We start from the raw sequence: 14,566 nt of genomic DNA on the forward strand, positions 1-14,566 counted from the left end.
GTCTTCGGGCACGCGGACTTCCTGGATCCAGGGTTCGTCACGTTTCCAGCCACGCGACAGCACCTTGTTGGCAGTGGTCATGATCACATCCGGCACGCTGCCGCGCAGATCGACCTTGCCGTCGCCGTCGCCGTCGACGCCGCGCGCCAGGTAGTCGGACGGCAGGATCTGCGTCTGGCCGATCTCGCCAGCCCAGGCCCCCCTGACCTCGGCCGGCACCACGCCGCGATCGATCAGTTGCAGAAGCGGTATCAACTGAGGCCGGAACAGTTGCGGGCGGCGGCAATCATGGGAAAGCGTCACCAGGGCGCTCAGCGTGTGGAAATCGCCCTGCACGGCGCCGAAGTCGGTCTCCAGCGCCCAGAAGGCGGCGATGATCGGTGCCTGGACGCCGAACTGCTGGTCGGCGCGGGCGAAGACATCGGCGTATTTCTTCAGGTTTGCCGCACCTTGCTTCAGCCGGTAGGCCGAGATCATGCGGTTGGAGAATTCGATGAAGGTCTGCGTGAAGACGCCCTGGGCGCGGTCACGTGCCAGAACCTTGTCGTCTATGGTGGCATCCTCCAGCGCGTCGAGACCGACGGGGCCGACGCCAGCCGCCTTGGCTTCCACTGCCACGCTTTGCTTCCAGGCTTCGAAGTCGCCGCCGCATTCCTGCGCCATCGCCGGCAAGGCCGTGGCGCACAGGAACAGCGCCGCGAGGGCTTGAGAACGCAGTCGCATCAGCTTCCTTTCGACATTCAGAATTCCAGGGCGTCCTTGCGCGTCCATCGGGGCGCAGAGCTCTGGAGTGCCGGCGGTTGCAGACTTTACCGCTGGCTGTGTCGAAAAGCAGGCGGCAAGCCTGGTGTCAACGGGTGTTCTGCCGCAGCCTCTTGTTGAAGGCGGTTCGCTGCCGTTGACCCGGTGTCAACGGTTCTTCTGTCCTAGCCTCTTGTTGCAGCCGACTTCGGTGCCGTTGAACCCGGTGTCAGCGGGTGTTCTGCCGCAGCCATTTGTTCCAGGCGGCTTCGCTACCATTGAAGACGTTGATGTCGGACTTGCCGGTCATGCCCGGAACGATGCCGGTTCCGGTGTACTGCCAGAAGGTGAAAGGGTGGCTGCCATATTTCTCGCGCGGATGGCCGGCGACGGAGCGCAGCCAGTAGGGGTAGCCGCGGAAACTCGACAGTTCGTTGTCGTCGAAGAAGTCGACCGAGGTGTAGATGATCGGCTTCTTGCCGTAGTGCCGTTCGACGATTTCAAGGAAGGTTGTCATCTCCGCGCGCACCGTGGCGGCGTCGGGACGCAGCCTGCAGGTCGGCGATTGCGGGTTCCATTCCATGTCGAGAACCGGCGGCATTGCCGAGCGATCGACCGGGACGTTGCGGATGAACCAGCGCGCCTGCACCGCAGCCGGGGTGCAGAAATAGTAGAAATGGTAGGCGGCTCGCGGAATGCCGTTCGCCTTCGTGCGGGCCCAATGCTCGTTGAAATACTCGTCGAAACGGTCGCCGCCCTCGGTCGCCTTGATGAAGGCGAAGGAGATGCCGCTGGCCCTGGCCGCCGGCCAATCGACCGAGGTCTGGTATTTGGAGACATCGGTGCCGTGAACGGCATAGTTCCAGGGCGCTCCGCTTTCCCACTCATGCGGTTTGGAATCAGCGAAGCGCGGCGCGCGCACGGCAACCGTCGGGCTGCTTGACGCGGATGGCGACAGCGGCGAGAGATCGTCCACGGTCGAGCAGGCGCCAAGCAGCGTCAGCATGATGAGGCCCGCAAAACGACGCATCGCAAATCCCGAGCCGGATTCAGCCGGTCACTGATGGGTCCGTGCACTGATGGCCGCCGCCTGGTCGAGCCCCCTCCAAGCGATCGCCCCACAGCATCGCTCAGCATATCCTGTGATCGCCGATCATGGTTGATAATCAGTTGACGGCGCTCGACAAGCACCATGATTTGCGGAAGCAATGGCGGCAAATCGATGACATAAGGCTCAGGCGAGAGCCTGGGAGGAAACAGATGCGGTTTGTGGTCAAGATCGTCAAATGGCTGCTTGGCCTGATCGTGTTGGCGATCGCCGCGCTTTTTGCCTGGCTTTACATCGCGCCGCCGGAATTGATCCGGGTCGGCTCCGGCTATTCGGCCAAGATCGTCTGTTCGAACGTCTTCATCGCCGGTCGCGACGCCAATGAGGTGCTCGCCGTCGACGTGCAGGCGCCCGGGCACCCGCTACTGCGGTTGATGCGGGTCTCGGTTGACAAGAACAGGGGAACGGTCTCGGCCGGCCTGCTTGGCTTCCTCGGCAAGAGCGTCGCCGTTGCCCGCGACGGGCTCGGCTGTGCATCGGTTCCGGACGGCGATGTCGGCAAGGTACGGCGGACGGCGATCCATGCCGAGCCATCGGCGGTCGGCCCGGATGCGCTGTGGCCTGAGGGCGAACGGGTCGAGGCATCACAGGATCCGGTGATTGCCAAGTTGCTGGACGATGCGGCGCTGAACGGCACCGGCATGCGCGCGGTGGTGGTGGTCAAGAATGGCCGCGTCGTCGCCGAGCGCTATGGCGACGGCTTTTCCGCCAAGACGCCGCTGCTCGGCTGGTCGATGACCAAGACGGTGAACGCCGCCATCGTCGGTACGCTGGTCAAGGACGGCAAGATGGCCATCACCAACAAGGGGCTGTTCGCGCCGTGGAAGGCGGATAGCCGCGCCGCGATCAGCCTTGCCGACATGATGGCGATGTCGAGCGGGTTGGAGTTCAACGAGGATTATGGCGACGTCGCCGACGTCACGCGCATGCTCTACCTCAAACCCGACATGGCGGGCTTTGCCGAATCCAAGCCGCTAGCGGCCGAGGTGGGCAAGGTGTTTTCCTATTCGAGCGGCACGGCGGTGATGCTGTCGCGCCTCTGGCAGGACGCGATCGGCGACAAGGCCAAGGCACTGACGTGGCCGCGCGCCGCCCTGTTCGAGCCGCTGGGCATGCACAGCGCGGTGCTTGAGACCGACGAGCAGGGCACCTTCGTCGGCTCGTCCTATCTTTACGCAACCGCGCATGACTGGGCGCGCTTCGGTCAGTTCCTGTTGCAAGGCGGGGTGTGGAACGGCAACCAGATCCTACCGGCCGGCTTCGTCGACTGGATGCGGGAGCCGGCACCGGCCTCAAAAGTCTACGGCAAGGGCCAGTTGTGGATCGAGGCCCCGGGCGATGAGGAAACCCCCGGCGCCGGCGTCGCCGCGGGCCTGCCCAAGGACACCTACTGGATGGAGGGACATGACGGGCAGACGGTCGCCATCATTCCCTCGGAGCAACTGGTGGTGGTGCGGCTGGGGCTAACGCCGGCCAAGCTCGGCTACCGGCCGCAGACGATGGTGGGAGCGCTGGTGACGGCGCTGAAATAGAACCTTTCAATTCGCATACAGGCTATCTCTCGCCCATTCGAAGGGTGCAGTCTCGGTGTCGGTACAGGAGGCAATGCATCATGATCGTGGGTTTTATCGGGCTTGGGACAATGGGGCGCAATGCTGCGCTCAATATCAGGCGCGCCGGTTTTGAGATGGTCGTTTACGATATCCGTCCGCAGTCGATGGATGCGCTGACGGCGGTTGGCGCACTACCCGCCACTAGCCCCGCCGACGTGCTGGAGCGCAGCGACGTCGTGGTAACGATGGTGTTTGGGCCTCGAGAGATCGAGCAGGTGGTGCGTGGCGAAAATGGGTTCCTGACCATTTCGTGTGCAGGCAAATACTGGGTGGACATGACCACCAGCAGCCCGAAGCTGATGCGTGCCTTGGCCGCCGAATTTCAGGCCAAGGGAGGCGGTCCGGTCGACGCACCGGTTACCGGATCGGTGGATGCCGCAATCCGCGGCGACATGCCGATGTTCGTCGGCGGTACCGATGCCGATGTCGAGGCGGTGCGGCCGGTTATCGAAGCCATGGGCGAACTGCGGCGTGTCGGGCCGTATGGTAACGGCTACGTGGCAAAGCTGGTCAACAACCAGCTTTGGAAAATCCATGCCGCTGCCATCGGGGAGGCAATGGTGACCGCCAAGCTGGCAGGACTGGAACCGGAGGTCTGGTGGCGGGTCATGAAAGGCGGTGCGGCTGACAGTTTTGTGCTCCAGCATGATGTGCCGTCGATCTTCGCCGGCCACTACGATCCATCGTTTCCGATCGCGCTCTGCCTCAAAGACCTTGGCCTGATCGAGGAGTTGATGACCGAGACCGGCACGCGCAATGAACTCACCCGTGCGACCCATGACCGGTTCAAACTGGCCGGCGAGCGCTACGGTCTCAGCGCCGGGGAAATGACCGTCTGCAAAGTCATTGAGGATGACGCCAACGTCGCGTTACGTGTGGCGGGAGACTGGCTGGCGCCGTGGGATGTCGTGCACGCGGCGGACGGCAAAACCGGTGTTCGATGACCGTTTACCTTTGCCTGCCGATCACTGCCAGCCAGGCATAACCGCGATAAAGCGTGCGGAAACGGAAGCTTGCGCCGGTTCGCCGAGATTCCGATTCCAGGACCTCGCGCAGCGATTCACGCGGCGCGACGTGGAACTTTTTCAGCCAGCCGCGCAGCAAGGTCCGGAACCAGCCCGGCAAGCCTTCCTGCTGGCCGAAATCGACGATGTGCAGCGAACCGCTCGGCGACAGGGCGGCAAGGGCCGCCGCCACGGTCTTTTCCCAGCCGGGGATCATAGACAGCGAGTAGGACACGAAGACACGATCGAAGCGTTCGACACCAAAGAGTGCCTTAGCATCAAAGTCGGTGGCGTCACCCCTAGCCAACAGGACGCGGCCGGACAGGCCTTCGCGTGCAATCGCGGCGCCGGCCGTCTCCAGCATTTCAGCCGAGATGTCGAGGCCGAAATAACGCGCGTCAGGATAGCGACGCGCGGCCAGGATCACGTTGCGGCCGGTGCCGCAGCCGAGTTCCAGCACGGTGCCGCCGGCCGGGACGTCGAGCCCTGATATCAGCCGGTCGCGGCCGAGCAGGTAGTATTTGCGGGTCAGGTCGTAGATATGACGCTGCCAGCGGTAGACGCCGTCCATCAGTTCGGCATGGCTGGCCTTGAATTCGGGGCTGGCCGGCAGCTCGGTGGTGCTCATGCCGCGCGCTTCACATAGAGGTGGAAGCCGCCATAGATGGCCGAGCGGTCGCGGGCCGAAAACTCCCGTGAAGCCTCGTCCTGATAGTCCCACTGGTCGAGCAGCGAGCTGGAGACGCGGCCCGGCAACAGGCTGGGCTCGGCGGCGGTGCGGAAGATGACGCGGGCGCCGGCGGGCGCCGTACGGGTGATTTCCGCCCACAATGCGTTGAGCTGGTCATCGGTCATCCAGTCCTGCGCATCGAGCAGGACGAAACGGTCGACCGCGCCGGCGTCCTTGCCGGCGAGGAATTCGATCAGATTGGCGTGGTGGATGGCGACGCGGTCGACATTGCCGCGGATGGTCTCGTAATGCTGTTTTTCGAGATAGGCGGGCAGGGCGGCCTCGCCGGGATCCGGATAGCGCCGGGCGAAGGCCTGCCAAGCGAAATAGTTGTTCTCCAACGGAAAATCGCAAGCAAGCTTTTCCAGCCGGGCTTTCAGCACACTGGCCATGGTGCCGTCACCGGAGGTGATCAGCGAATCGTATTGCGCCGGCGGAATGCCGAGGCCGAACAGCGAAGCCTTGCGCGATGTCGCCCATTTCAGCAGCTTCTTGTCGAAGACCGGCGCCAGCTCCTCATAGAAGAAGCGGCGCTGCTCGCCGACGTTGCGAGCCTGCATGATGCCGGCAGGGTCGACGCCGAAGAACTTTGCCGTGCGATGGCCCATGGCGATGAACAGGCCAAGCAGGCCGGTCTGGTAGAAATTGCTGTCGAAGACGGCGATGCGCCGGCGACCCCGCCAGTTGCGCCGCTCCCAATAGTGGCGGCTGACCGGATCGAGATGCGGCGCGATGAAACGGTCGTAGGCTGCCGAATTGTGGCTGGTGTCGGCGGCGCCGAAGAAGCGGAACAGATCGCCCTGCGAAGGCAAGTGGCGCACGGCCTCCAGCTTCATGCGGTTCAGCGCGATGTGCGCGGCGTTGAGGTCGACGGCGTCGACCCGTGCCGGCGAACGGGTGAGGTAGGCCAGGATGTTGCAGCCGCCCGAGGCGATGGTGACGACGCGGTGGCCCTGGCCAAGCTGCATCGCCTCCATGTCGACGTCGGGGTCTTCCCAGATCTGTGGATAGACGAGGCCGGAAAACACGAAGGCGAACAGCCGCTCGGAAATGCCGGCCTTCGACAGCGGGCGGTTCTGGTAGACGGCCTTTCCAACTTCCTTGCCGCGGCGAAAAACCAGATCTGCGGAGACGTCCGTCATGGCAAGATGATTCCCCATTTGCTTTGCCGCAAGCGGGTAGCGCAGGGTCATGACAGGCCGGTGACAGCCTGTTGACGCCTCCTTACAGCCTTCCAAATCCGCCCGGCGTCGGTGTCGTCAGGATGACGGCATCGCCGGCCTGCAGCACGGTCTGGTCGCAGGCTTTCAGCAGGTCGATCGTGCCGTCCTTGCGGCGGACCTTGGTCGAGCCAACCTCGCCATCACCGCCGCCATCCAGCCCTTGCGGCGGCCGGTTGCGATGCGAGGACAGGATCGCGCATTCCATCTTTTCGAGGAAGCGGATGGTGCGCCTGGTGCCGTCGCCGGCGCTCCATCTGCCCTTGCCGCCGGAGCCTTCGCGGATGTGGAAATCCTCGAGCATTACGGGAAAGCGCAGTTCCAATACTTCGGGATCGGTGAGGCGCGAATTGGTCATGTGGGTGTGGACGCCGGAGGTGCCGGCAAAGCCGCGGCCGGAGTTCATCTGGCCGGCGGGTGAACCGGAGCAGATCGTTTCGTAGTACTGGTAGATCTTGTTGCCGAAGGTCAGGTTGTTCATCGTGCCTTGCGCGTTGGCCATGGCGCCCATGGCGCCGAACAGCGCGTTGGTGACATGCTGCGAGGTCTCGACATTGCCGGCAACGACGGCGGCGGGGTAGGCGGGTTTCAGCATGCAGCCATCGGGAATGATGATGTTGATGGGTCTGAGGCACCCGGCATTCATCGGTATCATGTCCTCGACCATGACGCGGAAGGCATAGAGCACGGCGGCGCGGGCGACGGGTTCCGGCGCGTTGAAATTGTTCTTCATGACCGGTGATGTGCCGGTGAAGTCGACGGTCGCCTCGCGTTTTTGCCGGTCGACCGTGATTTTCACCTTGATGACCTGGCCGGTGTCGGTCGGGTATTCGTACTGCGAACTATCGGGCAGCCGCTCCAGCACGCGGCGCACGCTTTCGGCGGCATTGTCCTGGACATGGCCCATATAGGCCTCGACGACATCAAGGCCGAAATGCGTGACCATCTTACGCAATTCCGCGACGCCCTTCTCGTTGGCGGCGATCTGCGCCTTGAGGTCGGCGATGTTCTGGTGCGGGTTGCGGGCCGGGTATCGGTGATCGGTGAGCAGCGTTTCCAGCTCCTTCTCGCGGAATTTTCCACGATCGACGATGCGGAAATTGTCGAACAGCACGCCTTCCTCGTCGACCGTGGTGGCAAGCGGCGTCATCGAGCCGGGTGCCGTGCCGCCGATATCGGCATGATGGCCGCGCGAGGCGGCCCAGAAGAGGATGTGCTGCTTGATATCGTCGAAAACCGGCGTCACCACGGTGATGTCGGGCAGATGCGTGCCGCCATTGTAGGGCGCGTTGAGGGCAAAGACGTCGCCGGGGTGGATGTCGCCGGAATTCAGCCGGATGATGGTTTCGACCGAACGGTCCATGGAGCCCAGATGCACCGGCATATGCGGCGCGTTGGCGACCAGCGCGCCGGTGCGGTCGAAGACGGCGCAGGAGAAATCCAGTCTTTCCTTGATGTTGACGGAATAGGCGGTGTTCTGCAGCGTCACGCCCATCTGCTCGGCGATCGACATGAACAAATTGTTGAAGACCTCCAGCATGACCGGGTCGGCCTCGGTGCCGAGCGCTGCCTGCCGGCGCTTTTTCTCGACGCGGCGCAGGAGCACATGGTTCCTGGCGGTGATTTCGGCCTGCCAGCCCGGCTCGATGGCAATTGTCTGGTTCGGCTCGATGATCAAGGCAGGACCCGCTACCCTGTTTCCCGGCTTCAGCGCCTCGCGGCGGAAGATGCCGGAAGCGCGCCATTCACCCTCGGTGAAGATTTCGCGGGTCTGCGAAGAACTTACGGCAAGGTCTTCGGTTTGCGATTCAGTTTCGTCGCGGCCGGTGCCGCCGGTGTCGGTGCCTTCGACGCCGACGGTCTCGACGATCATCGGCTTGTCGTCATAGACGAAACCGAACTGCGCCTTGTGGGCGATTTCGAAATCGCGCTTGGCCTGGAAAATCGAGTCCGCCTCGAAATTCACCGGCAGCGTCGTGTCGGTGCCGTCATAGCGAATGTGCAGCACCGGCTTGGCGGCGACCGTATCCTCGGCGATGCCTTGCGCTGAGAGTTCGGAGATGACTGCTTTTCTCAAGATGGCAATGAGGTTGCCGATCTCCGTTCTGGACTCTTCGGCAAGCGGCTTGAGCAGCGCCTGCTGGCGCGAGGCAAAGACCGAGGACAGGCCGATGCCATAGGCCGACAGCAGGCCGGAGAAGGGATGGATCAGCACCGCCTCCATGCCGAGCGCGTCGGCGACCAGGCAGGCGTGCTGGCCGCCAGCGCCACCGAAACAGTTCAGGAGATATTCGGTGACATCATAGCCGCGCTGGACGGAAATCTTCTTGATGGCGTTGGCCATATTCTCAACGGCAATGGTGACGAACCCTTCGGCGACAGCCTCGGGCGTACGGCTGTCGCCGATTTCGGCGGCCAGCACGGCGAATTTTGACCGCACCGTCTCGACATCGAGCGGCTGGTCCTGGCCGGGTCCGAAAATGGCCGGGAAGAAATCGGGCTGCAGCTTGCCCAGCATGACATTGGCATCGGTGACGGCGAGCGGGCCGCCGCGCCGGTAGGCGGCAGGGCCGGGATTGGCGCCTGCGGAATCCGGCCCGGCACGGAAGCGGCCGGCCTCGTAGTGCAGGATCGAGCCACCGCCGGCTGCGACAGTATGAATTCGCATCATCGGCGCGCGGATACGCACGCCGGCGACTTCGGTGTCGAAGGCACGTTCGTATTCGCCGTCATAGTGGGCGACGTCGGTGGAGGTGCCGCCCATGTCGAAGCCGATGACCTTGTTGAAGCCGGCGAGCTTCGCCGTCTCGACCATGCCGACAACACCGCCGGCCGGCCCGGACAGCAGCGCGTCCTTGCCCTGGAACATGTCGGCGGCGGTGAGGCCGCCCGACGACATCATGAACATGAGATGAGGTTGGTGCGGTCCCTCGGCGGCAGTGCTGGCGCCGCTTCCAACAATCCCCAACTCTCCCGCCACCCTTTGCACATATCGCGACAGGATCGGCGACAGATAGGCGTCGACCACCGTGGTGTCACCGCGGCCGACCAGTTTGATCAGCGGCGAGACCTCATGGCTGACCGAGACCTGGCCGAAACCAAGTTTGCGGCAGACCTTTGCCACCGCCTTCTCGTGGTCGGGGTATTTCCAGGCATGCATGAAGACGATGGCCACGGCGTCGATGCCATCGGCCCTGGCCTGTTCGATCGCCGGCCGGCAGGCGGCGATGTCGAGCAATTGTTCGACGCAGCCGTCTGCGCGCACGCGCTCGTTGATTTCGATGACGCGCTCGTAGAGCTGCTCGGGAAGGATGATCTCCTTGGCGAAGATGTCCGGGCGCGCCTGGTAGGCGATCTTCAGCGCATCGCGAAAGCCCTTGGTGATGAGCAAAAGCACGCGGTCACCCTTGCGCTCCAGCAGCGCATTGGTGGCGACCGTGGTGCCCATCTTGATGTCGCCGATCAGGCCGGGCGGGATCGCGTCGCCAGCGGACAGGCCGAGCAGGTCGCGAATGCCCTGGATGGCGGCATCGGTATAGGCTTCGGGATTTTCGGAGAGAAGCTTGCGGGGATGCAGCCCGCCCTGCGGGTCGCGGCCGATGACATCGGTGAACGTGCCGCCGCGGTCGATCCAGAAATCCCACTTCGTGGTCATGCGGCATGCTCCCGGCATTTTGTCGATGCAATCTGTTAGTTCGCAATGGCTTGGCCGGCAACGGCCATGCGCATGATGTTACATGCGGACACGCAACGTTACGAAACTCATGGCTATCTAATGCATTTCCTCTTCGAGCGTTCACTGGAACGTGAGCGTCTGTTGAAGGAGAGATGATATGAAAAAGCTCATTCTTGCGTCCGTTTCCGCGCTGGCCTTGCTTGGCGTTGCCGCCTGCAGTGACAGCGGCACGGATAACACCACCACCCAGAGTACCAACCCGCCGGCCGCCGAACAGCCGATGAAGCCGGCTACCCCGGAGGCCACGCCGCCGGCCGCGACGCCTCCGGCAACGGATAACTCGACCACGAAGAGCATCACACCCGAGAAGCCTGCCGAGCCGGCTCCGGCAACACCAGCTCCTGCGCCCGCGCAGTAGTCAGTAACGCAGTACTTCGTGTGATGAATGAGAAAGGCCGGCTCACGTCGGCCTTTTTCATGCTGTCCGCGCATTGGCCGCAGCAGGCCTGCGGCACTGTCCCGGCTTGATAGCAAGGGGCGGTGGCTCTAAGAAGCAGGCCATGTCGATTTGGGATCGCCTCGGCGAATTCATCACCCGCGTTTCATCTTCAGCCTCATCGGGTGTCGCCGATGTCGTCGAGGCCGTGCGCACGGTTTTCTCCGGCGATGCGGATTTGCGCCGGCGTGTCGCCTTCTCGGTGGCGATGATCGCGCTGTCGGCCAAGATGGCCAAGGCCGATGGCATCGTCACCCAGGATGAGGTGCGCGCCTTCCAGGAAATCTTCGACGTGCCGCCCAAGGAGACACGCAATGTGGCGCGGCTGTTCGATCTCGCCCAGCGCGACGTGGCCGGTTTCGAGACCTATGCCGAGCGGATGGCGCAGATGTGCGGTTCCGGGCATTCCAACTGCGTGATGCTGGAAGACATACTCGACGGCCTGTTCCACATCGCCAAGGCCGACGGGTTGGTGCATGAGCACGAAGGGCTCTTCCTGCACCGCATCGCCGAGATTTTCCGCATCGACGAGGCCCATTACGAGAGCATCATGGCGCGGCACGTCAATCTCGGCGCCGGGGATCCCTATGTCGTGCTGGGCATCGAGCGCGGCAAGCCGTTCGAAGAGGTCAAGAAGCGCTATCGCAAGCTGGTTTCCGACAATCATCCGGATCGGCTGATCGCGCGCGGCCTGCCGCAGGAATTCATCAAGATCGCGACGACCAGGGTGGCGGCGATCAATGCCGCCTATGAGATGATCGAGCGGGGCCTGCGCCACGCATGAGCGGCTTCCTGCCCGACGAGCCACGTGTCGAGGTCAGGGTATCGCCGAATTTTGGTCCGCGGCGCGACACACTCAAGCCTGATATGATCGTGCTGCACTACACCGGCATGGCGACCGGCGCCGGAGCCGAAGCGTGGCTGTGCGATCCGGCGAGCGAGGTCTCGTCGCATTATCTCGTCCATGAGAACGGCCACATCGTGCAGATGGTCAGGGAAAGCGACCGCGCCTGGCACGCCGGCAAGAGTTCGTGGTTCGGACGCGCCGACATCAATTCCTGTTCGGTCGGCATCGAGATCGTCAATCCGGGACATTCGCTGGGCTATCCCGGATTCCCCAGGCGGCAGATCGATGCGGTGATCGGGCTGTGCAGGGGGATCGCCGGGCGGCATTCGATAGCCGCCGAGCGGGTGCTGGCGCACTCCGACGTGGCGCCGGGGCGCAAGGTCGATCCGGGCGAGAAGTTTCCGTGGCGGACGCTGTTCGATGCCGGTGTCGGCCATCTCGTGGCTGCCGCACCCGTAAGACAGGGGGCCACGCTGACGGCCGGTGACACCGGCGGCGATGTCGAGGCGTTGCAGTCGATGCTGGCGCTCTACGGCTATGGCGTCGAGATATCGGGCATTTTCGACCGGCAGACGGAGATCGTCGTCGAGGCCTTTCAGCGGCATTTCCGGCCGCGCAGGGTGGATGGTGTTGCCGACGGCTCCACGCTGCGGACGCTGCAAAGGCTGCTTGCTTCCATAAGATCCTGACCTCCGGGAGGCCTCTCCCAAGCAATCCTTTCCAATCCTTAAATTACAAGCTGTCACTCAAAGTGACTTGCCTGGCCTTGTTTGGCACCAATTCGAACGTCAAACGGCTGACGTGCAGATGTCGAACCCCCAGCCCCCGGGTTGTTCCGATATTGATTAGGCGTTGCTGCGTGAACATCTTCGCGCAGCCCAGACAGAACAGGATCACATGCAGAAATTGACCGTTTTAACGGCAGCTCTTGCTGCCGGCGTAATGACTTTTGCCTTCAATTCCGCGAACGCCGCGTCATTCAATCCGCGGGCCGATCAGGGGTTTGTCGCGGTATCCGCCAAAAGCGGCAAGGCAGGCCACGACGCCAAGGCGACGAAGCGGGCTTCCGCCAAAGCGGAAAAGGCAAGCTGGTCCAAAGCGAAGAAGTCCACCGCCAAAAGGCAGACGAAGCGCGGCCGCAAGACCGTCGACATGACGGCAACGGCGTCGATTGGCCTCAGGAACGCTGCGGCGTCGACGGCCGCAGTGGCCAGCAGCGGTCAGTATTCCGCAATCGTTGCCCGCTATGCGGCGATCGAAGGCGTGCCGGTGTCGCTCGCCACGGCGGTCATCAAGATCGAGAGCAACTACCGGCCCAACATCGTCGGCAGCGCCGGCGAGATCGGCCTGATGCAGATCAAGCCGGCAACGGCGCGGATGATGGGCTATAACGGTTCCGCCAAGGGCCTGTTCGATCCCGACACCAACATCAAATACGGCATGAAATACCTTGCCATGGCGCGGAGTCTCGGCGGCGGCACCACCTGCGGCACGATTCTGAAATACAATGCCGGACACGCTGCAACGCGGATGAACCCGGTGTCAGCCGCCTATTGCGGCAAGGTCAAGGTGCAGATGGCTGCGCTTGGATCGCCCGCATAAGTCTGCTTTTTCGTTTGCGTTTTTGGGCGTGAACCCCTTTATACGCCTTGCCAGCTGGCTGGGCGGCCGCACCCGCAAACGCCGAAAGGTCGCGGGTGAGGAAAGTCCGGGCTCCATGGAAACACGGTGCCGGTTAATGGCCGGCGGGGGCGACCCCAGGGAAAGTGCCACAGAAAGCAAACCGCCACGGTTTACCCGTGGCAAGGGTGAAAGGGTGGGGTAAGAGCCCACCGCGCGACTGGCAACAGGAGCGGCACGGTAAACCCCACCGGGAGCAAGACCGAATAGGGGCGGTGCGAGGGGAAACCCTCGAGGGCTGTTTCCGGCTCACCGTCCGGGTAGGTTGCGTGAGGCGCATGGCAACATGCGCCCAAGATGAATGGCCGCCACGTTCTCGCCTCGCAAGGGGCGAGGGCCATACAGAACCCGGCTTACAGGCCAGCTGGCAATTCTCTCCATATCGAAGAGAAGTATTTTGAGATCAGCAGGTTGCGCCCTCGGGCGCGCCTGTTGATTCAAGCTTGTTCAGCGATCCATCCATGCAAGCGCAACATTGAGGCCGATGACCTGGCTCGCTAGTCGATTTCAGCCGCTGATCTTGTCCAGCGACGTCTCGATCGCCTTCCAGAGCTCTTCCACCGGCTCGCAGCCGACCGAGAGGCGAACGAAACCAGCGGGAACCGCATCCCCTCGCTTCAAGCGCCGCTCGGCGGAGGTGTGGACGCCGCCGAAGGATGTCGCGGCCTGCATCAGTTCGCAGTTGTTGATGAAATCCTCGGCCTTGTCCTCCGAGGCAAGCTCGAAAGAGATGAGAAAGCCGAAGCGCTCCATCTGGGCGCGGGCCAGGTTGTGCGACGGGTCGCCTTCCAGCCCGGGATAACGCAGGCCGCTGATTGCCCGGTGACCCTGCAGCCGCCGCGCGATGACTTCCGCCGACGAGCACATGCGATCGAAGCGCACATCCAGTGTTTCGAGGCCGCGATGCACTAGCCAGGCTTCGAACGGCCCGGGAATGCTGCCGGAAACCTCGCGCCAGCCGGTCACGGCGGCGATGATATCGGCATTGCGGCTGGCGACATGGCCGAACAGCACATCGGAATGGCCATTGGGTGCCTTGGTGTCGGCGGCAACGACGATATCGGCGCCATGGTCGAGCGGCCGCTGGCCGAAGGGCGTCATGGTCGTGTTGTCGACCACAAGGATCGCGCCGGCTTTGTGAACAGCATCGGCGACGGCCGCGATGTCGCAGATATCCAGCCCCGGATTGGCAGGGGTTTCGACAAACGCCACGCGATAGCCATCGAAGCCGCCATCGAGGAAGGTCGAAGTCGGCCTGACATCGTAGGTGATGCCGAGAGGCTTGAGGAAGCGATCGGCCAGCGCCCTTGTCGTGTGGTATCCGTCCGAAGGCAGCAGGATACGGTCGCCGGCTTTGAGCACGGCAAAAAACGCCGCCGAGATTGCCGCCATTCCGGAAGGGAAGGCGACGCAGGGCGCATCTTCCAGATGAGCCAGCATATGTTCAACCG

General features: G+C 63.2%; 12 protein-coding genes and 1 other RNA gene. 7 read left to right on the plus strand and 6 right to left on the minus strand.

Annotated features, from left to right (window positions below):
• Positions 1–723, minus strand: a 723-nt coding sequence (locus EN993_RS19670; protein WP_206532392.1) for a lytic transglycosylase domain-containing protein, incomplete at its 3' end; no start/stop codon positions are given.
• A 247-nt stretch (positions 724–970) separates the two neighbouring features.
• Positions 971–1,771, minus strand: coding sequence for a GH25 family lysozyme (locus tag EN993_RS19675; RefSeq protein ID WP_109668294.1), 801 nt, complete (start codon positions 1,769–1,771; stop codon positions 971–973).
• Positions 1,772–2,001: 230 nt separating this feature from the next.
• Between EN993_RS19675 and EN993_RS19680 the strand changes: the two genes are divergently transcribed.
• Both EN993_RS19680 and EN993_RS19685 read left to right on the plus strand, forming a co-directional pair.
• A complete protein-coding gene (locus EN993_RS19680) occupies positions 2,002–3,381 on the plus strand; it encodes a serine hydrolase (protein ID WP_127264595.1) in 1,380 nt (459 codons plus the stop codon).
• Between the two features lie 80 nt (positions 3,382–3,461).
• Entirely contained in the window at positions 3,462–4,406 is a 945-nt protein-coding gene (locus EN993_RS19685) for an NAD(P)-dependent oxidoreductase (RefSeq protein WP_127264596.1), read from the plus strand.
• A 4-nt stretch (positions 4,407–4,410) separates the two neighbouring features.
• On the opposite strand, the gene EN993_RS19690 is transcribed toward EN993_RS19685, so the two are convergent.
• The 3 genes from EN993_RS19690 to EN993_RS19700 are packed head-to-tail and all read right to left on the minus strand — an operon-like array spanning position 4,411 to position 10,071.
• The gene (locus EN993_RS19690; protein ID WP_127264597.1) at positions 4,411–5,094 is read right to left on the minus strand and encodes a class I SAM-dependent methyltransferase; all 684 of its coding nucleotides are present in this window, start codon (positions 5,092–5,094) and stop codon (positions 4,411–4,413) included.
• Entirely contained in the window at positions 5,091–6,389 is a 1,299-nt protein-coding gene (locus tag EN993_RS19695) for a DUF3419 family protein (RefSeq protein WP_127264598.1), read from the minus strand. The genes EN993_RS19690 and EN993_RS19695 overlap by 4 nt, the downstream gene beginning before the upstream one ends.
• A gap of 31 nt (positions 6,390–6,420) precedes the next feature.
• A complete protein-coding gene (locus tag EN993_RS19700) occupies positions 6,421–10,071 on the minus strand; it encodes a hydantoinase B/oxoprolinase family protein (protein ID WP_127264599.1) in 3,651 nt (1,216 codons plus the stop codon).
• 178 nt (positions 10,072–10,249) lie between these two features.
• Between EN993_RS19700 and EN993_RS19705 the strand changes: the two genes are divergently transcribed.
• The 5 genes from EN993_RS19705 (at position 10,250) to rnpB (ending at position 13,487) form a co-directional block, all read left to right on the plus strand.
• The gene (locus EN993_RS19705) at positions 10,250–10,510 is read left to right on the plus strand and encodes a hypothetical protein (protein WP_109668284.1); all 261 of its coding nucleotides are present in this window, start codon (positions 10,250–10,252) and stop codon (positions 10,508–10,510) included.
• A 142-nt stretch (positions 10,511–10,652) separates the two neighbouring features.
• Entirely contained in the window at positions 10,653–11,372 is a 720-nt protein-coding gene (locus tag EN993_RS19710; protein WP_109668281.1) for a DnaJ family molecular chaperone, read from the plus strand.
• Positions 11,369–12,124, plus strand: a complete 756-nt coding sequence (locus EN993_RS19715; protein WP_127264600.1) for an N-acetylmuramoyl-L-alanine amidase — start codon at positions 11,369–11,371, stop codon at positions 12,122–12,124. The genes EN993_RS19710 and EN993_RS19715 overlap by 4 nt, the downstream gene beginning before the upstream one ends.
• A 208-nt stretch (positions 12,125–12,332) precedes the next feature.
• A complete protein-coding gene (locus EN993_RS19720) occupies positions 12,333–13,037 on the plus strand; it encodes a transglycosylase SLT domain-containing protein (RefSeq protein ID WP_109668276.1) in 705 nt (234 codons plus the stop codon).
• 50 nt (positions 13,038–13,087) lie between these two features.
• Positions 13,088–13,487, plus strand: an RNA gene (gene rnpB, locus EN993_RS19725) — RNase P RNA component class A.
• A gap of 135 nt (positions 13,488–13,622) precedes the next feature.
• Here rnpB and EN993_RS19730 read toward each other — a convergent pair.
• The coding region (locus EN993_RS19730; RefSeq protein ID WP_127264601.1) for a cystathionine gamma-lyase at positions 13,623–14,566 on the minus strand (944 nt) is incomplete at its 5' end.

It is taken from the genome of Mesorhizobium sp. M7D.F.Ca.US.004.01.2.1, from assembly GCF_003997785.1.
In the GTDB taxonomy this organism is placed as follows: Bacteria; Pseudomonadota; Alphaproteobacteria; order Rhizobiales; family Rhizobiaceae; genus Mesorhizobium; species Mesorhizobium loti.